The organism is Bradyrhizobium sp. CCBAU 11357, from assembly GCF_028128865.1.
In the GTDB taxonomy this organism is placed as follows: domain Bacteria; phylum Pseudomonadota; class Alphaproteobacteria; order Rhizobiales; family Xanthobacteraceae; genus Bradyrhizobium.
Window position 1 is genome coordinate 222,625 of record NZ_LBJW01000110.1, and the last position, 20,791, is coordinate 243,415.

Consider the following 20,791-nt stretch of genomic DNA (forward strand, 5'->3'; position numbering starts at 1 on the left):
GCAGCGATGTTGGTGCCTACGTATTAAACCTGAAATGCATCACGTCGCCGTCGGCGACGACGTAGTCCTTGCCCTCGAGGCGGAGCTTGCCGGCATCGCGGGCACCGGCTTCGCCGCCGAGCGCGACGTAGTCCTCGTACGCGATGGTCTCGGCGCGGATAAAACCCTTCTCGAAATCGGTGTGGATCACACCGGCCGCCGCCGGCGCCTTGGTGCCGCGATGGATGGTCCAGGCGCGCGCTTCCTTCGGGCCCACGGTGAAGTAGGTGATGAGGTCGAGCAGGGTGTAGCCGGCGCGGATCAGGCGGTCGAGGCCGGCTTCTTCGAGGCCCAGCGTCTCCAGGAAGTCCGCGCGCTCGTCACGCGAGATGGTCGCGATCTCGGATTCGATCTTGGCGGAGATGACAACGGCAACCGCGCCCTCCTTCGCGGCCTGCTCCTCGACCGCCTTGGAGAAGGCGTTGCCGGTTGCGGCCGAGCCTTCCTCGACGTTGCAGACATAGAGCACGGGCTTTGACGACAACAGGCCGAGCATGGAGAACGCCCGCTCCTCCTCCGCCTTGCGCTCGACGAGGCGCGCGGGCTTGCCGTCGCGCAGCAGCACCAGGGTGCGGTTGACGAGATCGAGCTGCTCCTTGGCGTCCTTGTCGTTGCCCTTGGCCTTCTTGGTGAGGTTGTCGACGCGCTTCTCGAGGCTGTCGAGATCGGCGAGCATCAGCTCGGTCTCGATGGTCTCGATGTCGGCCAGCGGGGCGATCTTGCCTTCGACATGGGTGATGTCGGAGTCTTCAAAGCAGCGCACCACATGCGCGATGGCGTCGACCTCGCGGATGTTGGCGAGGAACTGGTTGCCGAGGCCTTCGCCCTTGGAGGCGCCGCGCACGAGGCCGGCGATGTCGACGAAGGTCAGCCGGGTCGGGATGATCTGGCCCGACTTGGCGATCGCCGCGAGCTTGTCGAGCCTGGGATCAGGCACGGCGACCTCGCCGACATTCGGCTCGATGGTGCAGAACGGATAGTTCGCGGCCTGCGCCGCGGCCGTCTCGGTCAGCGCATTGAACAAGGTCGACTTGCCGACATTGGGCAATCCGACGATCCCGCATTTGAATCCCACGAGCGTTATTCCTTGCCGTTCTCGTCCTTGGTCAAAAATCCCTTCGCCTGCATCGCAAGATGCACCCTGTTGGCAAAGGTCGCGTCCGTGCCCTTGGCGAGCAGTGCGGCGTGCTCGGCGACCGCGTCGCAGAGCGTCGCCACCCATTCGTTGTCGGCCTTGGCGAAGTCCGACAGCACATGGCCGTGCACCAATTCCTTGACGCCGGGATGACCGATGCCGAGGCGCACGCGGCGATAATCGTTGCCGATATGCGCCGAAATCGAGCGCAGGCCGTTATGGCCGGCGATGCCGCCGCCGATCTTCACCCGCACCTTGCCCGGCGGCAGCTCGAGCTCGTCGTGGAACACGGTGGTGTCCCCTGGCGCGATCTTGAAGAAGCTCGCCGCTTCCTGAACGCTGCGGCCGGACTCGTTCATGTAGGTCGTGGGCTTGAGCAGGATCACGCGCGCAGTGCCGAGCGCACCTTCCGAGGTCTCGCCCTGAAAGCGGCGGCGCCATGGCGCAAAGCCATGACGCCGCGCGATCTCGTCGACGGCCATGAAGCCGATATTGTGCCGGTTACGTGCGTATTTCGCGCCGGGATTGCCGAGCCCAACAAAGAGTCGCATGACGCGGCGCGCCCCCCGCTCGGCGCGCGGTCAAGGACCGCGCGCCAGCTTCGAGAGATTACTTCTTCTTGTCGCCGCCGGCGGGAGCCTTGGCGGCAGCGGCAGGAGCAGCAGCAGCCGGAGCCGCGGCACCAGCGGCCGGAGCAGCCGCAGCGCCCGGGGCCGCACCAGCAGCGGCAGCCGCGGCAGCGGCCTTCTGCTCTTCGGCGTAACCGGACGGCGGCACGATGGTGACGAGGGTCGCGTCCTCGCGGGTCAGCGCCTTCACGCCGGCCGGCAGCTTGACGTCGGCCAGATGCAGCGAGTGACCGATCTCGAGCGAGCCGACATCGGCCTCGATGTACTGCGGGATGCTCTCGACGCCGCATTCGAGCTCGATCGCGTGGGCGACGATGTTGACGGTGCCGCCGCGCTTCACGCCCGGGGAGGTTTCCGCCTTCACCACGTGCAGGGGAACGCTGATGCGGATGGTGGCGCCTTCGCCCAGCCGCATGAAGTCGACATGGATCGGGAAGTCCTTCACCGGATCGAGGTGGTAGTCGCGCGGAATGACGCGGTGCTTCTTGCCCTCGAGGTCGATGTCGACCAGCGTGGTCAGGAACCGGCCGGCAAGGATGCGCTGGCGCAGTTCACGATCCTCGATCGAGATCGTCAGCGGGGGCTGGTTGTTGCCGTAGATCACTCCGGGCACTCGCCCGGCGCGACGCTCAGCCCGGGCGGCCCCCTTGCCGCTCTTCGGACGTGCGGTCGCCTTCAATTCCTTGACGGTCGTCGCCATGTCGTTAAGTCCTTGTTTTTGCAAAAGTTAATGGGCCGCAAGGCGGCCCATGGCATGGTCCACAGCAAGCCTCCAGGGGTGCGGGGGCCGCGGACGTGGCGGGCTTTTACCCGGAAGCTGCGGAAATGACAAGGAGAATGGGCTGGCAGCCCGGGGGGTTGCACCCTCCCCTAGAGGGCCCGGGTTCTTACCCTCCCCTGGAGGGGAGGGTCGATCGCGCGAAGCGCGAGCGGGGTGGGGTGACAGTCTCTCCATCGAGGCGGTGCCCGTGTGGAGGGATCACCCCACCCCGGCGCTGCGCGCCGACCCTCCCCCTCCAGGGGAGGGTTAAGAGAGACCGCGGCTTACGTCGGGCTACCGCCCAGCTTCGCCTCCAGCGCCGCGATCCGCGCCTTCAGGGCTTCGTTCTCCTCGCGCGCCAGGCGCGCCATGTCCTTGACCGCCTCGAACTCCTCGCGCTTGACGAGGTCCATGTCGCGCAGGAATTTTTCGGCCTGGCTGCGCATCACCGTATCGAACTCGCGCTTGACGCCCTGGGCAGCACCGGCGGCGTCGTTCATCAGGCGGCCGATCTCGTCGAAAAACCGGTTGCTGGTCTGGGTCATTGTTGGCCTCCGATAAACTTTGCGCGAACTCACGGGAGACAATGGCAATCCGACGAGGCCGGTTCAAGGGCGAAGCGGCGGTATCCTTGTCATGCGCCGGTTTCCTTGCAATCGTATTCAACGTCCCTGCATAAGAGGAATCACGGGGCGTCTGCCGGCGCCCGACCGCCGCGATCCCGCTTGGACATAGAAGGCGCGATGCCGTTTCTGCTGATCGACTTTCCCGCCTTCAAGCCGATCGCGATCGAGATCGGCCCGTTCGCGATCCGCTGGTATGCGCTGGCCTATATCTGCGGCATCGTGTTCGGCTGGCTCTATGCGCGCTCGCTGCTGAAGAAGGAGCACCTGTGGGGCGGACCGGCGCCGATGTCGCTGGTGCAGATCGACGACTTCATCCTCTGGGTCACGCTCGGCATCATCCTCGGCGGCCGCACCGGCTACGTGCTGTTCTACAACCTGCCCTTCTTCATCGATCATCCCGCCGCGATCTTCAAATTGTGGGAAGGCGGGATGTCGTTCCACGGCGGCTTCCTCGGCTGCGTCGTCGCGGTGATGTGGTTTGCCTGGCGCAATGGCATCTCGATCCTGTCGCTCGGCGACATCACCACCGCGGTCGCCCCGGTCGGGCTCCTGCTCGGACGCATCGCCAATTTCATCAACGGCGAATTGTGGGGCCGCGCCACGGACCCGAGCCTGCCCTGGGCGATGATCTTCCCCAACGATCCGACGCAGCTGCCGCGCCATCCGAGCCAGCTCTACCAAGCCGGCATGGAGGGCATCCTGCTGTTCACCGTGCTCGCGATCATGATCCGGTTCGGTGCGCTGAAGCGGCCCGGCATGATCCTCGGCGCCTTCATCCTGGTCTATGGCCTGGCCCGCATCGCCGGGGAGCATTTCCGCGAGCCGGACGCGCAGCTCGGTTTTCTCTGGGGCGGATTAACCATGGGCATGCTGTTGTCGATCCCGATGCTTATCGTCGGCGCCATACTTATTGTATGGGCTGTCAGGCGCGGTGCGCCGACGCCCGTCCAGGCCATTCGTTAATTGATTTCGAGAAGACCGCCGTGACCGACCAGCCGCTCCTCAACGAGATCAAGGCGCTGATCAAATCCTCCGGGCCGATGCCGGTCTGGCGGTACATGGAACTGTGCCTGATGCATCCGCGCTACGGCTATTACGTCTCGCGCGATCCGCTCGGGCGCGAGGGCGATTTCACCACGGCGCCCGAAGTCAGCCAGATGTTCGGCGAGCTGTTGGGGTTGTGGACCGCCTCGGTGTGGAAGCAGATGGGCTCGCCGCAATTCCTGCGGCTGATCGAGCTCGGCCCCGGCCGCGGCACCATGATGGCGGATGCGCTTCGCGCTCTCCGCGTGCTGCCGCCGCTCTACCAGGCGCTCCACATCCACATGGTCGAGGTCAATCCCGTGTTGCGCGACCGGCAGAGCGCGACGCTCGCCAACGTGCGCAACATCGCCTGGCACGACAGCATCGACGAGGTGCCGGAGGGACCGAGCATCATCCTCGCCAACGAATATTTCGACGTGCTGCCGATTCACCAGATGGTCCGGCTCGAGAACGGCTGGCACGAGCGCGTGATCGAGATCGATCCCAATGGCAAGCTTCAGTTCGGCGCGGCGCCGGAGCCGACACCCCGCTTCGACGTGCTGCTGCCGCCCTTGGTGCGCGCCGCCCCCATCGGTGCCGTGTTCGAGTGGCGCCCCGACGGCGAGATCATGAAGCTCGCCACGCGCGTGCGCGACCAGGACGGCGCGGTGCTGATCATCGATTACGGCCATCTGCGCAGCGACGCCGGCGATACCTTCCAGGCCATCGCACGCCACACCTTCGCCGATCCCTTGAAGGCGCCGGGCCAGGCCGACGTCACGGCCCATGTCGATTTCCAGGCGCTGGCGCGCGCGGCAGAGGATGTCGGCGCGCGCGTGCATGGGCCGGTGACGCAAGGTGACTTCCTCAAGCGAATCGGCATCGACACCCGCGCCGCCGCCCTGATGCAGAAAGCCGCGCCCGACGTCGCCACCGACATTTCGGTGGCGCTCAAGCGCCTGACCGATACCGGGCGTGGCGGCATGGGCTCGATGTTCAAGGTGCTCGGCATCTCCGAGCCCCGGCTGACAAGCCTTGCCGGCCTCAGCGATCTCGAACCGGCAGGAGAGGCCTCATGACGATTGCTTCGTCGCTGCTGTCGGCAGTGCCCGGCCTCCGTCATGCCTTCTTCACCCGCGAAGGCGGCGTCTCCGGCGGGATCTATTCCGCGCTGAACGGCGGGCTCGGCTCCAACGACGATCAGGCCCTGGTCGCGGAGAACCGGCGCCGCATGGCCGAGCATGTCGGCGTTGCGCCCGAGCGCTTCCTCAGCCTGCACCAGATCCATTCGCCCGACGTGCTCATTGCCAAGGCACCGTGGCCGAGCGGGCCGCGGCCGAAAGGCGATGCGCTGGTGACGAAGACGCCGGGCATCGCGCTCGGCGTCTCCACCGCCGATTGCGGCCCGGTGCTGTTCGTCGATCCCCAGGCACGCGTGATCGGCGGTGCGCATGCCGGCTGGAAGGGCGCACTGACAGGCGTGCTGGAAGCGACCATCGACGCGATGGAGCAGCTCGGCGCCACGCGCGGCGGCATCATCGCCGCGATCGGCCCCTTGATCCGCCAGGACAGCTACGAGGTCGGCAACGAGTTCGTCGCGCGCTTCATCGAGGCGGATGCGGAGAACGCTGTGTTCTTCATCCCGTCGGTACGCGACGGCCACGCGATGTTCGACCTCGCCGGCTTCATCCGCAAGCGGCTGGAGGCCGCCGGCATCCTGATGATCGACGACCTCGGTCTCGACACCTACGCCGACGAGCGCTTCTTCAGCTATCGCCGCTCGGTGCATCGCAAGGAGCCGGATTACGGCCGCCACGTTCACGCGATTGCGCTGGAAGCGTGAACACACGGGCAACTCCGTGTTTTTCCGGGGCGATGCCCCGGTACGATGACAGTGGCCTGTGTCGCGCCTGCCCTAGACCTTAATCGATTTTAACGATATCGCTGCTCTCCATAATGAGGGATGCGTCATTCATCTTCCGCCGTGCGGGTTCGCGCGTGCTGGCGGTCATGCTGCTGGCGGCAGCGGCTGCGCTTGGCGGCTGCGCCGGGGGTGGCGGCAGTGCCGCCAATTCCTATGCGATGGCGCCGAGCGCCGGCAGCGGGGCTACGGTCGCCTTCGAATCGATCGACGGCCCGCCGCCGCAAGTGTTCGACCGCATGGTCGGCGTGCTCGACAGCGAATCCAAGCTGCGCAGCCTGTCCGTGGTCTCCCGCGAGGGCACGGCTGCCTATCGCGTGCGCAGCTACCTCTCCGCCCAGCTGGTGCGCGGCAAGACCGTGATCGCCTGGGTCTGGGACGTCTACGACGCCAACCAGCAGCGCGCGCTGCGCCTCTCCGGCGAGGAACCGACCTCGGCCAAGGCTGGTCGCGACGCCTGGGCTGCTGCCGACGACCTCGTGCTGCGGAAGATCGCCCAGGCCGGATTCAGCGGACTTTCCAACATGATCAACGGAACGCCGGACGCGCCTGGCGCGGCTCCGGCGTTGCGGGGACCGGCGGTGGCAAGCGTCGTCAAGGACGCGCCTGCGCCTGATGTGCCGGCCTCCGCGCTCGGCTATGCCGCGCAATAACCCCCGCTAAACCACGGCCGCAACTTGCGGCCAAGCCGTTGGCCCGACTCAGGATTTTCAAAGGGAAAACGTATCATCCCGGGTTGCCATTGCAGCCTTCCGCCTGATATTTCCTCGCCCGTCGTAACCGTGCTGCCTATGGGTATTTTCTGATGTTGAAGGTCGTATCCAGCAAAGCGCGGGAGGAAGCGTCCATGTCGGCCAAAAACGGCTCCATCAAGCTCGTCGCCGGCAACTCCAATCCGGCCCTCGCCCAGGCGATCGCGCAAGGCCTCGACCTGCCGCTGACCAAGGCGGTGGTGCGGCGCTTCGCCGACATGGAGATCTTCGTCGAGATCCAGGAGAACGTCCGCGGCTCGGATGCCTTCGTCATCCAGTCGACCTCGTTCCCCGCCAACGACCATCTGATGGAGCTCCTGATCATCACCGACGCGCTGCGCCGCTCCTCGGCGCGCCGCATCACCGCGGTGCTGCCCTATTTCGGCTACGCCAGGCAGGACCGCAAGTCCGGTTCGCGCACGCCGATCTCGGCCAAGCTCGTCGCCAACATGATCACGCAGGCCGGCGTCGACCGCGTCATGACGCTCGACCTGCATGCCGGCCAGATCCAGGGCTTCTTCGACATCCCGACCGACAACCTCTTTGCCGCGCCGCTGATGGTGCGCGACATCAAGGACAAGTTCGACCTGACCAAGACGATGGTGGTCTCGCCCGACGTCGGCGGCGTCGCCCGCGCGCGCGGCCTCGCCAAGCGCATCAACACCCCGCTCGCCATCGTCGACAAGCGCCGCGAGCGGCCGGGCGAGTCCGAGGTCATGAACGTGATCGGCGACGTCTCCGGCCACACCTGCATCCTCGTCGACGACATCGTCGATTCCGGCGGCACGCTGGTGAATGCGGCCGATGCGCTGCTCGCCAAGGGCGCCAAGGACGTCTACGCCTACATCACCCATGGCGTGCTCTCCGGCGGCGCCGCCGCCCGCATCGCCGGCTCCAGGCTGAAGGAGCTGGTGATCACCGACTCCATCCTGCCGACCGAGGCAGTGACCAAGGCGCCGAACATCCGCACGCTGCCGATCGCCAGCCTGATCTCGGATGCGATCGCGCGCACGGCGGCGGAAGAATCGGTGTCGAGCCTGTTCGACTGATTTTTTGCGGCCGTCATTCCGGACGCCTGGGGGAGGCCAACCGGGAATCCATCTTCCGGTCCGCGTAGATCGATGGATCCCGGCACGTGCTACGCACGCCCCGGAACGACGACCATCCCGCAACGCCACGGTCCCCGCCTCACAGCCCCCGCGGGTTGTTGCCGTCGGCGACCCATGACATCATCCAGATACCGAGTTATCTCTGCCCTCTGGATGCCTGATGCCACGCCGGAAATTTGCTTGGGAGAAGCTGTCGGATGACGAGTTGCTCAAGCAACGCCTCCGCAGCCTGAGGGTCACGGTCGAAGGCACCTGGCTCGAGGACTGCGTCGGCACGCTCTACGAGGAACTCGAAGAGCGCGGCATCCGGCTGCGGCCGCACACATGGATCTCGAGCGAATGGTTCAGTCCGGGCGACGTGCCCGGCATCGCCATCCCCTTCTATCTCGCCCATCCGCGCCTGATGAAGCTCGAGAAGAAGATGATGTTCGACGTCGAGGGCGGAACCTGGCGCGAGTGCATGGCCATCCTCCGTCACGAGGCCGGGCATGCCTTGCAGCATGGTTACCAGCTGCAGCGGCGGCGGCGCTGGCAGCAGCTGTTCGGCCCATCGTCGAAGCACTACCCGCGCTACTACCGGCCCAATCCCGCCAGCCGGCGTTACGTGCAACACCTTCGGCTCTGGTACGCACAGAGCCATCCGGACGAAGATTTCGCCGAAACCTTTGCGGTGTGGCTACGGCCGCGCTCGAACTGGCGAACGCGATATGCCGGCTGGCCGGCGCTGAAGAAGCTCGAATATGTCGACGAGCTGATGAGCGAGATCGCTGGAAAGCGGCCGTCGATCACGACGCGGGAGCGCGTCGATCCGCTGGGTCGGCTCAGCCAGACACTCGAAGAGCACTACAAGAAAAAGCAGGCGTTCTACGCGTTCACGCCACCAAAGACCTACGACCGCGACCTCTCCCGGCTGTTTTCAGCCGATCCGCGGCACCATCGGTCAACGCCGGCCTCGACCCTGATCAGGCGGCACCGCGCCCAGATCCGGCAATTGGTCGCGCGCTGGACAGGCGAAAACCAGCTCACGCTCGATGCCGTGCTTGACGAGATGATCTCCCGCTGCCGCGATCTCGATTTGCGTGCCGTGGGTCCCGAACAGAAGCTCGTTCTCGATTTCATTGTCCTCGTGACCGCAAAGACGATGCACGCGCTGTTTGGCCCGTCTCGGCGCAAATGGATCGCGCTATGAGACGTCTCCGTATTCTGGTGCTGATGCATCCGGACTTCCTGCCGCCGGACTCCTCCGACGGATACACGCCGCAGGAGATCAACATCTGGAAAACGGAATACGACGTCGTCAGCACCTTGCGTGCGGCCGGCCACGAGGTGCGCCCGCTCGGTGCGCAGGAGGAAATCAGACCGATCCGCGAAGCGATCGAGGAGTTCAAGCCGCACGTGGTTTTCACGCTGCTGGAGGAGTTCCACTACAACGTCGCCTACGACCAGCACATCGCCAGCTATCTCGAGCTGATGAAGGTGCCCTACACCGGTTGCAACCCGCGCGGCCTGATCCTGGCGCGCGGCAAGGATCTGTCCAAGACGCTAGTGCATCACCGCCGTATCGCGGCGCCGGCCTTCGCCGTCTTTCCGATGCGCCGCAAGGTGAAACGGCCAAAACATCTTGCGCTGCCGCTGATCGTCAAGGCGCTGAACATGGACGGATCCTTTGGCATATCGCAGGCCTCGATCGTCGATACCGACGAGAAGCTGGCGGAACGGGTCGCCTTCATCCACGAGCGCGTGGAGACCGCCGCCATCGCCGAGCAGTTCATCGAGGGTCGTGAGCTCTATGTCGGCGTGCTTGGCAACAACCGGCTGCGCGTCCTGCCGGTCTGGGAATTGAAGTTCGGCAGCATGGGCGGGCGCAGGTCACGCCACATCGCCACCGAAAAAGCCAAGCACGACACCGAGTACCAGGAACGCGTCGGCATCGTCGACGGGCCGGCGAACGATCTTGCGCCCGAGGTCACTGCACGCATCCAGCGTGCCGCGAAACGCATCTACCGGGCGCTCGGCCTCGACGGTTACGCGCGCATCGATTTTCGTCTCGCCGCCGACGGCACGCCGTATTTCATCGAAGCGAATCCCAACCCGGAGATCGCCAAGAGCCAGGAATTCGCCACCGCGGCTCAGCACGACGGGCTGAACTATGGGGATCTTCTGCGTCGCATCCTGACGCTTGGGATCACCCGCGCCAAGGCGGGTGTGTCGCTGGGGTGACGAGAGGCGATCGCATCGCAGGGTGGGCAAAGGCTCACAGCGTTGTGCCCACCCTTTTGTCTCGCGAGAAGAGGTGGGCACGCTTCGCTTTGCCCACCCTACGGCAGTCTGCCTACCCCACGATCCCCGCGGCGACCTGGCCGCGCAGGCGCTCCAGGCCGTGCAACGTCTCTGCGCAGGCGGTCGCGACCTCGACGCCCTTGATCGCAAAGTGCTTGCGGAAGAAATCGTAGTGCACCTCGGTCTCGTGGAATTGCTGCGGCGTCAGCACGGCCGAGAACACCGGCACCTCGGTGCGCAGCTGCACGTCCATCAGCGCCTTGATCACGGTGTCGGCGACGAATTCGTGGCGGTAGATGCCGCCGTCGACGACGAGGCCGGCCGCGACGATCGCGGTGTAGCGCCGCGTCTTGGCGAGGACCTGCGCATGCAGCGGGATCTCGAACGAGCCCGGCACCTCGAACACGTCGACATGGGTGAGATGACGGGCTTCCGCCTCCTTCATGAAGGCGATGCGGGCCTCCGCGACCACGTCGCGGTGCCAGCAGGCCTGCACGAAGGCCACCCGCTGCGGCTTGGCAAAGCGCGGATGCGCAGGTACCGGGTCCACGGGAACCGGCGGCGGCGTTTGGGACGTTTCGGTTTGGGGATCTTGCAGCATCTGATTCATGGCTTTCCTCGGTTTAAGGACCAGAATCAGGGCACACGGAACGACAAACAGCCGCATCGTCTCGATGCGTCTGCCAGCGACCGTTCTCTTTCATCCGGACTTTAACCGTCGGCTTCGGAGTTGCACCGAATCTGCTGACCCTTCCCTTCGGGATAACCCCTCGCGGAAGGCGCTCGCGGGCTTGGACCTTTCGACCCTTACCGCCGGTGGGGACTTTCACCCCGCCCTGAGAACATCGGCCGTCCGGGATGAACGGCCTAGTCGGAAATATGCCGCCGGCGGGCAGCCGCGGCAAGCGTGTTCCGCATGGGCAAAGCGCATGGTCCCATGCCCGGACGGCGGCCCAGCCCTCGCCCGGCGGAATTTGCGGCGAGCGCTTTTGCTGAATCCGATTCCGGTTTGTTCTCATCCGTTAAGAATTGTGGCGGAGATGAGCTGTGGACGAACGAGTCCTGGCTTGTGGACGGACTCGCGACCCCGTTGCGCAGATTCCGCAAATCACATCACTTGATCCGCGACAGGCCCGCGCTGATCCGAGGGATCGCAACAGCGACTCCAAGGAGATTGCATAGGCTAATCCGAGGGGACGCCGTAGCGACGTTTAGGGAGCGCGTGCCGGGCCCAACCGCGTGCGTATCAAAGACAACAAAAAGGCAAGAGGTCGAGACGGCATGTCCCTGCTCGAAGGCACTATCGATTCCAGAAACCATCCGCTCGCGGTGGTCGAGGACATCGCCGCCAGCAACAACTGGCCGTTCGAACGCTCCGGCGAGGACGAGCTCACGATTGTCTCCAAGGGACAATGGACCGACTACCAGCTCTCCTTCACCTGGATGGGCGAGATCGAGGCGCTGCATCTGGCCTGCGCCTTCGACATGAAGATTCCGCCCGCGCGCCGCAGCGAGGTGCAGCGGCTCGTCGCCGCCGTGAACGAGCAGCTATGGGTCGGCCATTTCGACCTGTGGACCAACACCGGCATGGTGATGCACCGCCAGGCCCTGGTGCTGCCGGGCGGCCTCACCGCTTCGCCCGCGCAATGCGAAGTCATGCTCGCCGGCGCTATCCATGCCTGCGAGCGCTACTTCCCCGCGTTCCAGTTCGTGGTGTGGGCCGGCAAGACCACGGCGCAGGCCATGGACGCGGCGATGTTCGACACGGTTGGGGAGGCGTAGGGCTCGCCTCGCCTCCAGACGTCGTCCCGGACAAGCGAAGCGAGGATCCGGGATCCCATACCGCGTGATTCATCTTGTGGCACAACGCTTGTTGCCACCAGCTTCATCCACTAGAACCGCCTGTGTTAGCGACGAGCGCAAGCGCTCGCGCAGGGGTCCCGGCCTTCGCCGGGACGACACCGAATTTGTGGTGACCGCAGTGGCCAATAGCAGCACCCTCCAAAACATCACCGGCACCATCCTGCTCGCCGGCGCGGGCAAGATGGGCGGCGCGATGCTGACCGGATGGCTTTCGGGCGGGCTCGATCCGCGCCGCGTCGCGGTGATCGAGCCGCACATTGCGCCCGAGATCTCCGCGCTGGCCGCCAAGGGTGTCGTGCTCAATCCTGATGTGACGACCGCAGGCGCTGTCGAGACGCTGGTCGTGGCGGTGAAGCCGCAGATGTTCCGCGAGGCCGGCGCCAAGCTGAAGGCGTTCGTCTCGGACAAGACCTCGGTGGTCTCGATCATGGCGGGCACCACGATCGCCTCGCTCCAGGAGGTCTGCGGCGGCGCCGTGGTGCGGGCAATGCCGAACACGCCGGCCGCGATCGGCCGCGGCATCACCGTCGCGGTCGCGGCCAACAACGTCAGCGCCGCGCAGCGCGCGGTAGCGGATGCGTTGCTGCGCGCCACCGGCTCGGTCGAATGGGTCGAGGACGAAGGATTGATGGACGCGGTCACCGCCGTGTCCGGCTCAGGGCCAGCCTACGTGTTCCTGCTCGCCGAAGAGCTCGCCCGCGCCGGCGTTGAAGCGGGATTGCCCGAAGCGCTGGCGACCAAGCTCGCCCGCGAGACCGTCGCCGGCTCCGGCGAGCTGCTGCACCAGTCGGAGCAGCCGTCGAGCACGCTGCGCCAGAACGTCACCTCGCCCGGCGGCACCACGGCCGCGGCGCTCGGCGTGCTGATGGGCGAGCCGGGCCTGCGCTATCTCATGATCCGCGCCATCGCGGCGGCGACGCAGCGGTCGAAGGAACTGGCGAAGTAGAAAGGTGCCCGTAGGTGCCGTAGGGTGGGCAAAGGCGCGAAGCGCCGTGCCCACCATCTTTCAATTGTCCCTCTGGAAGTGGTGGGCACGCTTCGCTTTGCCCACCCTACGGCATTCATGATCCGCGCCATCGCCGCGGCGACGCAGCGGTCGAAGGAACTGGCGAAGTAATCAGGTGCCGTAGGGTGGGCAAAGGCGCGAAGCGCCGTGCCCACCATCTTTCAATTGTCCCTTTGGAAGTGGTGGGCACGCTTCGCTTTGCCCAACCTTCGGCACTACGGCACGGCGTTCGCCGCTACGCCCCTAACCGCTTGTTGAACGTCTCGACATTCACGAGCCCCCGGGCGTGGCGGCCTTCGCCGAGCTTGCGCGTGCCCTCGAATGCCTCGACCTCGAAGCGGATGACGCGGCGCTCGACGGCGACCACCTTTGCGGTGGTCCGCACGGTGGCGCCGACCAGCGCGGCGGCAAGATGGCGGATGTCGACCTCGGTACCAACAGTGACCCAGCCCGGCTGCAGCGCGGCGCGGATCGCATCGCCCGATGTCATCTCCATCTCCAGGATCATCATCGGCGTCGCGTAGACAAAAGGCATGCCGGCCACGAAATGTCCGACGGTGCGCTCCACCGGGACCACCAGCGTGCGCTCGGCGCTCATGCCTGTTGTGATGAAGTCGCGTGCGTCCATGGTGCTTGCTCGTCATTCCGGGGCGCGCGAAGCGCGAACTATGGTGCGCGGTTGCGCACCAGAGAATCCAGAAGTTTGCTGCTCGAGATTCCGGGCTCGCGCTTCGCGCGCCCCGGAATGACGCTAACGCGTCACTTCTTCGCCGCCGCCGCGCGCTCCACGAAGGTCTTGCCGCCCTTCATCTTGTGGCGGAGCGGGGCTTCGTTGATCTGGATGACGACGGCATCGGCGTCGACGCCGAGATTCTTCACCAGCGCCTGGGTGATGTCGCGCATCATGCCGGCCTTCTGCTCGTCGGTACGGCCTTCGGCCATGCTGATGGTGATCTCAGGCATTTTTCTCTCCCTTGCGGCCGAACACCGGCCATTGACGGTCGCCATCAAACAAGACGTGGATGCCAGGGACAAGCCCGGGCATGACGGCGTCAGCGAATAGCTAGCCCCAGCTCACGTCATGGCGGGCCAGGACCTCGCGCACCTTGGCGACGAGATCGGCTTCGCTGCACGAGAACTGCGCCGGCCGCGTCTCGCGCCATTCCTGGTTGGAGGCGATCGCGGCGGCCGCCTTGGCGCCCTCGATCAGGTCCTTGACCTGCACCTCGCCGCGCGCCTTTTCATCCGAGCCCTGGATGATGACGCAAGGTGAGTTGCGGCGATCGGCATATTTGAGCTGGTTGCCCATGTTCTTGGGGTTACCCAGATAAAGCTCGGCGCGGATGCCGGCACCTCGCAAGCTCGCCACCATCTGCTGGTAGTCGGCGACGCGGTCGCGGTCGAACACCGTGACGACGACGGGGCCGAATTCGGGCCGCGTGTCGAGCTTGCCGAGCAGCGTCAGCGCCGCCTGCAGCCGCGACACGCCGATCGAGAAGCCGGTCGCCGGCACCGGCTCGCCGCGGAAGCGCGAGACGAGGCCGTCATAGCGCCCGCCGCCGCCAACCGAGCCGAAGCGCACCGGGCGGCCCTTCTCGTCCTTGGTGTCGAGCAGCAGCTCAACCTCGTAGACGGGGCCGGTGTAGTATTCGAGGCCGCGCACGACGGAGGGATCGATGCTAATTCTATCCCGACCGTAGCCGGCAGCCTGAACAAGGTCCGAAATCAACTTAAGTTCGTCGATACCTGCCTTAGAGGTTTCATTCCCCCCGAAGTGAGTCATCAGACCATCGAGCACGCCTTTGTTGCTTTCGACAAATTTTTCTCCGCCTACGTGCTCCAATTCCGTCATTCGCCCGCTCTGCAAAAGCGTGAATGCCAGCACCTTCTGGATTTGGTGCTTATCTAATCCGGCCCCTTTGGTAAAATCACCGCTCTCATCCTTTCTGCCTGAGCCAAGCAGCAGTTCGACGCCCTCGGCGCCAAGGCGATCGTACTTGTCGATCGCGCGCAGCACGGTCAGTCTGCGCGCCGCATTTTCCTCACCCGCCAGGCCAATGGCTTCCAGAACGCCGTCGAGCACCTTGCGATTGTTCACCTTCACCACGTACTGGCCGCGCGCGATGCCGAGCGCCTCCATCGTATCCGCCGCCATCATGCAGATCTCGGCATCCGCCGCCGGCGTCGCCGAGCCGACCGTATCGGCATCGAATTGCATGAACTGGCGGAAGCGGCCGGGGCCGGGCTTCTCGTTGCGGAAGACATAGCCGACGCGGTAGCTGCGATAGGGCTTCGGCAGCGTATCGAAATTCTCGGCGACGTAGCGGGCGAGCGGCGCGGTCAGGTCGTAGCGCAGGCTGATCCACTGCTCGTCGTCGTCCTGGAACGAGAACACGCCCTCGTTCGGGCGATCCTGGTCGGGCAGGAATTTGCCGAGCGCGTCGGTGTATTCCATCGCCGGCGTCTCCACCGGCTCGAAACCGTAGAGCTCGTAGACGGCGCGGATCTTCTCGACCATCTCGCGCGTCGCCCGGATCGCTGAGGGATCGCGATCCTCGAGCCCGCGCGGCAGACGCGCCTTCAGTTTCTGGGGTTTTTTGGGTTTCTCGGCCATGCGCGGCGTTTACCAGCCGCGGCGCGGGGCGGCAACTGCCCCTACGGCTGCTCCATCCGCGCCCGGAGCGCGTCGGCGTCGGCTTTCGGCATGGATTTGAGCAGCGGCTTGATGGTTTCGCCGCCGACGATCTTGCCGTTGCGCATGAACATCCAGTCCGAGATGTCGGCCTCGGTGAACTTGACCGGATCGCCTGCGTGTTTGCCCGGCAGATCGCGCGGCTCGTTGGCGAACAGGCCCGAATATGTCCCGCCGGGCTGCTTCTTCAGCTCGCCGATCCAGACGTGCTCGCCGCCCCTGCGGGTCGTGAAGTGCACCTTCAGGGCGTGTCCGGTCTCGGACGGCTTTGGCGATTCATAGGAAGTCCAGAAGGTGGGGAGCGTGGCGCGGGCTCGCGCGATCGCCGCGTTCATCTCGGGATCGCCGGTGCGCACGTCGACGATCGGCGAGCGGTCCTGCGCTGCGACCTCGTGCGTGGGGCCGATGGTCAGGATGCCGAAAACGCAAACGCCGGTGATGGCGGCGAGAACGACCCATTTCATGGGTTGGGAGAGCTTTTTTGCCATGATTGCGATGTCCAGGATGCTTGTTGTGTCCTGGCTTTGTCGCCTGTCGGCAGCAGCACGTTCACTGCGCAAGAGTCCACAAACATTGCGCTTCTTACCCTCCCCTGGAGGGCCCCTGGAGGGGGAGGGTCGGCTCGCATCTGAGCGTAGCGAAGATGAGAGACGGGGTGGGGTGACGGTCTCTCCACATCGAACACTGCCCGAGTTGAGAGATCACCCCACCCCGCTCGCGCTGCGCGCGATCGACCCTGCCCCTCCAGGGGAGGGTGACGAGATCAAAACACCTTGCGGATCCAGTTGTGGGGATCGTTGGTGCGGCCGTACTGGATGTCGACGAGCTGCTTGCGCAGGCCCATGGCGACGGGGCCGGCGGCACCGCCCGAGATCTCGAAGTCGCCGCTGACCGAGCGCACCTTGCCGATCGGCGAGATCACGGCGGCGGTGCCGCAGGCGAACGCTTCCTTGAGCCTGCCTGCGGCCGCATCCTTGCGCCACTGATCGAGCGAATAAGGCTCCTCGCGCACCGTCTTGCCCGCATCCCGGGCGAGCGCGATGATGGAGTCGCGGGTGATGCCGGGCAGAATGGTGCCGAGCGGCGGCGTCGAGAGCGAGCCGTCGTCGAACACGAAGAACACGTTCATGCCGCCGAGCTCCTCAATGTAGCGGCGCTCCACCGCATCGAGGAAGACGACCTGGTCACAGCCATGCTGGATCGCCTCGGCCTGGGCGCGCAGGCTCGCGGCATAATTGCCGCCGCATTTCACTGCGCCGGTGCCGCCGATCGCGGCGCGCGTGTAGTTCTCCGACACCCAGATCGAGACCGGCGCCGGCCCGCCCTTGAAGTAGGAGCCGACAGGCGAGGCGATCACCGCAAAAATGTATTCGGACGACGGCTTGACGCCGAGGAAGGTCTCGCTCGCGATCATGAACGGGCGCAAGTAAAGGCTGCCCTCGCCGCCCGGCATCCAGGCGCGGTCGATGCGCACGACGTGCTCGACCGCCTCGATGAAGACGTCTTCCGGCAGCTGCGCCATCGCCATGCGATCGGCCGAGTCCTTGAAGCGCCGCGCATTGGCGTCGGGGCGGAACAGGTTCACGCCGCCGTCGTCGCGCTTGTAGGCCTTCAGGCCTTCGAAGATCTCCTGGGCGTAGTGCAGGACCGCGCCGGCTGGATCGAGCTGGAAGTTGGCGCGCGCCTCGATCTTGGCCTCGTACCAGCCGCCCTTGGCCTGGTTGTAGCGGACGATGGCCATGTGATCGGTGAACACCCGCCCGAAGCCGGGATCCACCAGCTTGGCGACACGGTCCTTCTCAGGCGTCGGATTGGATGCGGGCTGGATGTCGAATGTCATGCTCATGTCCTTGCCTCCCGCTGCCGGTGGCGGCGCTGTTTCTCGCGCCCGCCTGCCCGTTCGGGCCCGGCTGGCTTGATTGGTTTCTGGCCGGACCGCCACCAGCCATGTTACGGCCGGTTTCCGCGGCCAGCATGTCCCCGAGGACATGCTTTTGCGGAAGGCGGAAGTCCAGTATGTTTTGCCGAAATGCCGCTCGACAATCGCACGGTAGATCTGCTTCGGCCGTCGCCGCCTGTCCGGCTCTCTCCGGCCGTCCTGCTCCGATGCCACCCGGCGCGAAACGATCTAAAGTTTCGTGTGGGTCGATCCTTTTGTAACATTGAACCCAAGATACGTCAATATGCCTGACATAAATTTCGCGACTCCCCCTCAAGACGCCGCCGGGACCAAGCCGGCCGCAGGCGACGGAGGCAATTTGCGCTGGGATATCATCGAGCTCCTGTTCTTCGCCTATCGCGATTTCGTCGGCGATCCCGACCAGGAGCTGGAGGCATTCGGCTTCGGCCGGGCCCATCACCGGGTCATGCACTTCGTCTACCGCTATCCCGGGCTGAAGGTCGCCGACCTGCTCGACGTCCTGCGCATCACAAAGCAGTCGCTCGGCCGGGTGCTGAAGCAGCTCCTGGACGAGGGCTATATCGTGCAGAAGACCGGCGACAATGACCGTCGCCAGCGCCTGCTCTACGCGACACCGAAGGGCGAGGCGCTGGTGCAGAAGCTCGCCGGACTGCAGACCACGCGGATCACCAGGGCGCTCGCCGAGATGGGGCCGCAGGATGCCGAGACGGTCAAGCGCTTCCTGCGCGCGATGATCGACCGCGACGATCCGGACAAGGTGCTCGAGACGATCTTCGCTTCCGTCAACCAAGACGCCAAGGAGTGACCGTGCCGCTCGCTGCCACGATCGCCCGCCCGCCGGTGCAACCGGCCGATGATGCCCCGCATCTCTTGCTGGTCGATGACGACCGCCGCATCCGCGACTTGCTCTCACGCTTTCTTGCGAGTGAAGGCTACCGCGTCACCACCGCGGCGAGCGCCGGCGATGCGCGCTCGAAGCTCATGGGCCTGCATTTCGATCTCCTGATCCTCGACGTCATGATGCCCGGCGAGACCGGCTTCGACCTCGCCCGCTTCATCCGCACCTCGTCGTCGGTGCCGATCGTGATGCTGACGGCGCGCCACGAGGCGGAAGCCCGGATCGAGGGCTTGCAGATCGGTGCCGACGATTACGTGGCAAAGCCGTTCGAGCCGCGCGAGCTGGCGCTGCGCATCAACAACATTCTCAAGCGCGCCGCGCCGCCGCCGCAGGCCACGGCCGTCGAGAAGATCGCGTTCGGCCCCTATGTCTACCATCTCGAGCGCGGCGAATTGCGCCAGGGCGAGGAGGTCATCCACCTCACCGACCGTGAGCGCGAGATGCTGCGGATTCTCGCGGAGACGCCGGGCGAGACCGTGCCGCGCAGCGCGCTGACCGGCAACGGCAGCGTCAATGAGCGCGCCGTCGACGTGCAGATCAACCGCCTGCGGCGCAAGATCGAAACCGATCCTGCCAATCCGCTGTTCCTGCAGGCGGTGCGCGGCATCGGCTACCGCCTGGTGGCCTCGCCATAAATCAGTGAAGCACGCCAGATGAGCACGATCGATACCGGCCTGACGCTTCTGAAGAGCGCCGCCGGCCGCGTCTCCGCCGCCAATGGCTGGATGGGCAACGCGTTCAAGGGCTGGATGCCGACCGGCCTCTACGCCCGCGCGCTCCTCATCATGATCGTGCCGATGGTGGTGCTGCAATCGGTCGTCGCCTTCGTGTTCATGGAGCGGCACTGGAACACGGTGACGCGCCGCCTGTCGGCTGCGGTGGTGCAGGACATCGCCGCACTCATCGACGTCTACAAGGGCTATCCGCAGGACAAGGACCGCAACGAGATCCGCCGCATCGCGCAGCAGCGGCTCGGTCTGGTCGTCGATTTCCTGCCCGCCGGCGACATGCCGCCGCCGGGACCAAAACCGTTCTTCTCTCTGCTCGACCAGACGCTGTCGGTGCAGCTCGGCCGCCAGATCGGGCGATCGTTCTGGATCGACACGGTCGGCCGCTCCAACCTGGTCGAGATCCGCATCCAGCTCGACGATGCCGTGATGCGCGTGTTCGCGCAGCGCAGCGCCGCCTATGCCTCGAACTCGGAGATCTTCCTGTTCTGGATGGTCGGCACGTCCTCGATCCTGTTGATCGTCGCGGTGCTGTTCCTGCGCAACCAGATCAAGCCGATCCTGCGGCTTGCCGATGCTGCCGAGAGTTTCGGCAAGGGCCGCGAGGCGCCGAATTTCCGCCCGCGCGGCGCGCGCGAGGTGCGGCGCGCGGCGGTCGCCTTCCTCGAAATGAAGTCGCGCATCGAGCGCACGATGGAGCAGCGCACCGCGATGCTCGCCGGGGTCAGCCACGATCTGCGCACCATCCTGACCCGCTTCAAGCTCGAGCTGGCCCTGATCGGCGACAATCCCGAGCTCGAGGGCATGCGCAAGGACGTCGACGAGATGTCGATGATGCTGGAGGATTACCTCGCGTTTGCCCGCGGCGATTCCGGCGAGCAGTCGCAGCCGACCGACATGGCGCAGGCGCTCGAGGAGCTGCGCAGCGACGCCGAACGCCACGGCCATACCGCGACCGTCGCTTTCAACGGCCTGCCCGTGGTGACGGTGAAGCCGGCCTCGTTCAAGCGCTGCCTCGCCAACCTCGTCACCAACGCAGCGCGCTACGGCAAGAACATCGCCATCACCGGCCAGCGCGATCACCGTTATCTCACAGTCACCGTCGATGACGACGGCCCGGGCATTCCCGCGCACTTGCGCGAAGAGGTGTTCAAGCCGTTCCTGCGGCTGGACAACGCCCGCAACCAGGACGAAGGCGGCACTGGCCTCGGGCTCGCGATCGCCCGCGACATCGCCCGCTCGCATGGCGGCGACATCACGCTGGGTGACAGCCCGATGGGGGGATTGAGGGCGAGCGTGCGGATACCGGTGTAGGCGCGGTCTTCCCTTCTCCCCTTGTGGGAGAACGGCCTTCGGCCGCCGTTCTTAATAACGCCGAAGCGGAGCTTCGGCTATGGCGCCGGATGAGG

22 protein-coding genes and 1 riboswitch are annotated in these 20,791 nt (G+C 65.5%); of the genes, 12 read left to right on the forward strand and 10 right to left on the reverse strand.

The genetic code is table 11. The features are described from left to right. Nucleotides 1-16: 16 nt before the first annotated feature. The 4 genes from ychF to XI05_RS31260 all read right to left on the reverse strand — a co-directional run bounded on the left by ychF (nucleotide 17) and on the right by XI05_RS31260 (nucleotide 3,108). The gene (gene ychF / locus XI05_RS31245; RefSeq protein ID WP_271509054.1) at nucleotides 17-1,114 is read right to left on the reverse strand and encodes a redox-regulated ATPase YchF; all 1,098 of its coding nucleotides are present in this window, start codon (nucleotides 1,112-1,114) and stop codon (nucleotides 17-19) included. 5 nt (nucleotides 1,115-1,119) lie between these two features. Next, nucleotides 1,120-1,725 carry an aminoacyl-tRNA hydrolase gene (gene pth, locus XI05_RS31250; protein WP_271509057.1) on the reverse strand — a complete coding sequence of 202 codons (606 nt, stop codon included), beginning with the start codon at nucleotides 1,723-1,725 and terminating at the stop codon, nucleotides 1,120-1,122. 58 nt (nucleotides 1,726-1,783) lie between these two features. Then, nucleotides 1,784-2,503: a 50S ribosomal protein L25/general stress protein Ctc gene (locus tag XI05_RS31255; protein WP_271509060.1), complete on the reverse strand. Its 720-nt coding sequence runs from the start codon at nucleotides 2,501-2,503 to the stop codon at nucleotides 1,784-1,786. Nucleotides 2,504-2,847: 344 nt separating this feature from the next. Further along, nucleotides 2,848-3,108 carry an accessory factor UbiK family protein gene (locus XI05_RS31260; RefSeq protein WP_271509063.1) on the reverse strand — a complete coding sequence of 87 codons (261 nt, stop codon included), beginning with the start codon at nucleotides 3,106-3,108 and terminating at the stop codon, nucleotides 2,848-2,850. Between the two features lie 198 nt (nucleotides 3,109-3,306). Between XI05_RS31260 and lgt the strand changes: the two genes are divergently transcribed. The 7 genes from lgt to XI05_RS31295 all read left to right on the forward strand — a co-directional run bounded on the left by lgt (nucleotide 3,307) and on the right by XI05_RS31295 (nucleotide 10,214). Beyond that, complete coding sequence (gene lgt, locus XI05_RS31265; protein ID WP_271509065.1) at nucleotides 3,307-4,152, forward strand: prolipoprotein diacylglyceryl transferase; 846 nt, start codon at nucleotides 3,307-3,309, stop codon at nucleotides 4,150-4,152. A gap of 20 nt (nucleotides 4,153-4,172) precedes the next feature. Next, nucleotides 4,173-5,291 carry a class I SAM-dependent methyltransferase gene (locus XI05_RS31270; RefSeq protein ID WP_271509071.1) on the forward strand — a complete coding sequence of 373 codons (1,119 nt, stop codon included), beginning with the start codon at nucleotides 4,173-4,175 and terminating at the stop codon, nucleotides 5,289-5,291. Continuing rightward, nucleotides 5,288-6,055 (forward strand): peptidoglycan editing factor PgeF, encoded by a 768-nt coding sequence (gene pgeF, locus XI05_RS31275; RefSeq protein ID WP_271509074.1) that lies wholly within the window; start codon nucleotides 5,288-5,290, stop codon nucleotides 6,053-6,055. Before XI05_RS31270 ends, pgeF begins: the two co-directional genes overlap by 4 nt. Before the next feature lie 113 nt (nucleotides 6,056-6,168). Then, nucleotides 6,169-6,786 carry a hypothetical protein gene (locus XI05_RS31280; protein ID WP_271509078.1) on the forward strand — a complete coding sequence of 206 codons (618 nt, stop codon included), beginning with the start codon at nucleotides 6,169-6,171 and terminating at the stop codon, nucleotides 6,784-6,786. Nucleotides 6,787-6,980: 194 nt separating this feature from the next. After that, on the forward strand, nucleotides 6,981-7,934 hold the full coding sequence (locus XI05_RS31285) for a ribose-phosphate pyrophosphokinase (RefSeq protein ID WP_225132260.1): 954 nt from the start codon (nucleotides 6,981-6,983) through the stop codon (nucleotides 7,932-7,934). A 220-nt stretch (nucleotides 7,935-8,154) separates the two neighbouring features. After that, nucleotides 8,155-9,183, forward strand: coding sequence for a putative zinc-binding metallopeptidase (locus XI05_RS31290; RefSeq protein WP_172788753.1), 1,029 nt, complete (start codon nucleotides 8,155-8,157; stop codon nucleotides 9,181-9,183). After that, nucleotides 9,180-10,214, forward strand: coding sequence for a D-alanine--D-alanine ligase family protein (locus XI05_RS31295; RefSeq protein WP_260380975.1), 1,035 nt, complete (start codon nucleotides 9,180-9,182; stop codon nucleotides 10,212-10,214). Before XI05_RS31290 ends, XI05_RS31295 begins: the two co-directional genes overlap by 4 nt. Before the next feature lie 112 nt (nucleotides 10,215-10,326). Here the strand turns inward: XI05_RS31295 and XI05_RS31300 are convergent, their stop codons facing one another. Further along, nucleotides 10,327-10,884: a 6,7-dimethyl-8-ribityllumazine synthase gene (locus XI05_RS31300; RefSeq protein WP_271509081.1), complete on the reverse strand. Its 558-nt coding sequence runs from the start codon at nucleotides 10,882-10,884 to the stop codon at nucleotides 10,327-10,329. Nucleotides 10,885-10,962: 78 nt separating this feature from the next. Continuing rightward, nucleotides 10,963-11,122, reverse strand: a riboswitch (FMN riboswitch). 433 nt (nucleotides 11,123-11,555) lie between these two features. On the opposite strand from XI05_RS31300, the gene XI05_RS31305 reads away from it, so the two are divergent. Together XI05_RS31305 and proC are read left to right on the forward strand one after the other, a co-directional pair. Further along, complete coding sequence (locus XI05_RS31305; protein ID WP_271509083.1) at nucleotides 11,556-12,056, forward strand: YbjN domain-containing protein; 501 nt, start codon at nucleotides 11,556-11,558, stop codon at nucleotides 12,054-12,056. Between the two features lie 190 nt (nucleotides 12,057-12,246). Continuing rightward, nucleotides 12,247-13,083, forward strand: coding sequence for a pyrroline-5-carboxylate reductase (proC, locus tag XI05_RS31310; RefSeq protein WP_442869336.1), 837 nt, complete (start codon nucleotides 12,247-12,249; stop codon nucleotides 13,081-13,083). A gap of 295 nt (nucleotides 13,084-13,378) precedes the next feature. Here the strand turns inward: proC and XI05_RS31315 are convergent, their stop codons facing one another. The 5 genes from XI05_RS31315 to XI05_RS31335 all read right to left on the reverse strand — a co-directional run bounded on the left by XI05_RS31315 (nucleotide 13,379) and on the right by XI05_RS31335 (nucleotide 17,681). Then, on the reverse strand, nucleotides 13,379-13,771 hold the full coding sequence (locus XI05_RS31315) for a thioesterase family protein (protein WP_260380978.1): 393 nt from the start codon (nucleotides 13,769-13,771) through the stop codon (nucleotides 13,379-13,381). 131 nt (nucleotides 13,772-13,902) lie between these two features. Beyond that, a complete protein-coding gene (locus tag XI05_RS31320; RefSeq protein WP_084299094.1) occupies nucleotides 13,903-14,151 on the reverse strand; it encodes a tautomerase family protein in 249 nt (82 codons plus the stop codon). A gap of 55 nt (nucleotides 14,152-14,206) precedes the next feature. Beyond that, the gene (gene hisS, locus XI05_RS31325; protein ID WP_271509089.1) at nucleotides 14,207-15,757 is read right to left on the reverse strand and encodes a histidine--tRNA ligase; all 1,551 of its coding nucleotides are present in this window, start codon (nucleotides 15,755-15,757) and stop codon (nucleotides 14,207-14,209) included. Nucleotides 15,758-15,798: 41 nt separating this feature from the next. Continuing rightward, nucleotides 15,799-16,323: a YegJ family protein gene (locus tag XI05_RS31330; protein WP_172788759.1), complete on the reverse strand. Its 525-nt coding sequence runs from the start codon at nucleotides 16,321-16,323 to the stop codon at nucleotides 15,799-15,801. 275 nt (nucleotides 16,324-16,598) lie between these two features. Further along, entirely contained in the window at nucleotides 16,599-17,681 is a 1,083-nt protein-coding gene (locus XI05_RS31335; protein WP_271509092.1) for a branched-chain amino acid aminotransferase, read from the reverse strand. A 337-nt stretch (nucleotides 17,682-18,018) separates the two neighbouring features. On the opposite strand from XI05_RS31335, the gene XI05_RS31340 reads away from it, so the two are divergent. The 3 genes from XI05_RS31340 to XI05_RS31350 are packed head-to-tail and all read left to right on the forward strand — an operon-like array spanning nucleotide 18,019 to nucleotide 20,696. Then, nucleotides 18,019-18,561, forward strand: coding sequence for a MarR family winged helix-turn-helix transcriptional regulator (locus XI05_RS31340; RefSeq protein WP_172788761.1), 543 nt, complete (start codon nucleotides 18,019-18,021; stop codon nucleotides 18,559-18,561). Beyond that, nucleotides 18,558-19,289, forward strand: coding sequence for a response regulator (locus XI05_RS31345; RefSeq protein ID WP_212259367.1), 732 nt, complete (start codon nucleotides 18,558-18,560; stop codon nucleotides 19,287-19,289). Before XI05_RS31340 ends, XI05_RS31345 begins: the two co-directional genes overlap by 4 nt. Before the next feature lie 18 nt (nucleotides 19,290-19,307). Next, on the forward strand, nucleotides 19,308-20,696 hold the full coding sequence (locus tag XI05_RS31350) for an ATP-binding protein (protein WP_172788763.1): 1,389 nt from the start codon (nucleotides 19,308-19,310) through the stop codon (nucleotides 20,694-20,696). The last annotated feature ends 95 nt before the right edge of the window (nucleotides 20,697-20,791 follow it).

Bases quoted from the DNA above. Each gene is read 5' to 3' on its own strand.
- pth (WP_271509057.1), bottom strand. From the start codon at position 1,725: ATGCGACTCTTTGTTGGGCTCGGCAATCCCGGCGCGAAATACGCACGT.
- XI05_RS31320 (WP_084299094.1), bottom strand. From the start codon at position 14,151: ATGGCGACCGTCAATGGCCGGTGTTCGGCCGCAAGGGAGAGAAAAATG.
- XI05_RS31295 (WP_260380975.1), top strand. From the start codon at position 9,180: ATGAGACGTCTCCGTATTCTGGTGCTGATGCATCCGGACTTCCTGCCG.
- pgeF (WP_271509074.1), top strand. From the start codon at position 5,288: ATGACGATTGCTTCGTCGCTGCTGTCGGCAGTGCCCGGCCTCCGTCAT.
- XI05_RS31280 (WP_271509078.1), top strand. From the start codon at position 6,169: ATGAGGGATGCGTCATTCATCTTCCGCCGTGCGGGTTCGCGCGTGCTG.
- hisS (WP_271509089.1), bottom strand. From the start codon at position 15,757: ATGGCCGAGAAACCCAAAAAACCCCAGAAACTGAAGGCGCGTCTGCCG.
- XI05_RS31315 (WP_260380978.1), bottom strand. From the start codon at position 13,771: ATGGACGCACGCGACTTCATCACAACAGGCATGAGCGCCGAGCGCACG.
- XI05_RS31350 (WP_172788763.1), top strand. From the start codon at position 19,308: ATGAGCACGATCGATACCGGCCTGACGCTTCTGAAGAGCGCCGCCGGC.
- XI05_RS31335 (WP_271509092.1), bottom strand. From the start codon at position 17,681: ATGAGCATGACATTCGACATCCAGCCCGCATCCAATCCGACGCCTGAG.
- XI05_RS31330 (WP_172788759.1), bottom strand. From the start codon at position 16,323: ATGGCAAAAAAGCTCTCCCAACCCATGAAATGGGTCGTTCTCGCCGCC.
- XI05_RS31290 (WP_172788753.1), top strand. From the start codon at position 8,155: ATGCCACGCCGGAAATTTGCTTGGGAGAAGCTGTCGGATGACGAGTTG.
- XI05_RS31300 (WP_271509081.1), bottom strand. From the start codon at position 10,884: ATGAATCAGATGCTGCAAGATCCCCAAACCGAAACGTCCCAAACGCCG.
- XI05_RS31260 (WP_271509063.1), bottom strand. From the start codon at position 3,108: ATGACCCAGACCAGCAACCGGTTTTTCGACGAGATCGGCCGCCTGATG.
- lgt (WP_271509065.1), top strand. From the start codon at position 3,307: ATGCCGTTTCTGCTGATCGACTTTCCCGCCTTCAAGCCGATCGCGATC.
- XI05_RS31305 (WP_271509083.1), top strand. From the start codon at position 11,556: ATGTCCCTGCTCGAAGGCACTATCGATTCCAGAAACCATCCGCTCGCG.
- XI05_RS31285 (WP_225132260.1), top strand. From the start codon at position 6,981: ATGTCGGCCAAAAACGGCTCCATCAAGCTCGTCGCCGGCAACTCCAAT.
- XI05_RS31340 (WP_172788761.1), top strand. From the start codon at position 18,019: ATGCCTGACATAAATTTCGCGACTCCCCCTCAAGACGCCGCCGGGACC.
- XI05_RS31255 (WP_271509060.1), bottom strand. From the start codon at position 2,503: ATGGCGACGACCGTCAAGGAATTGAAGGCGACCGCACGTCCGAAGAGC.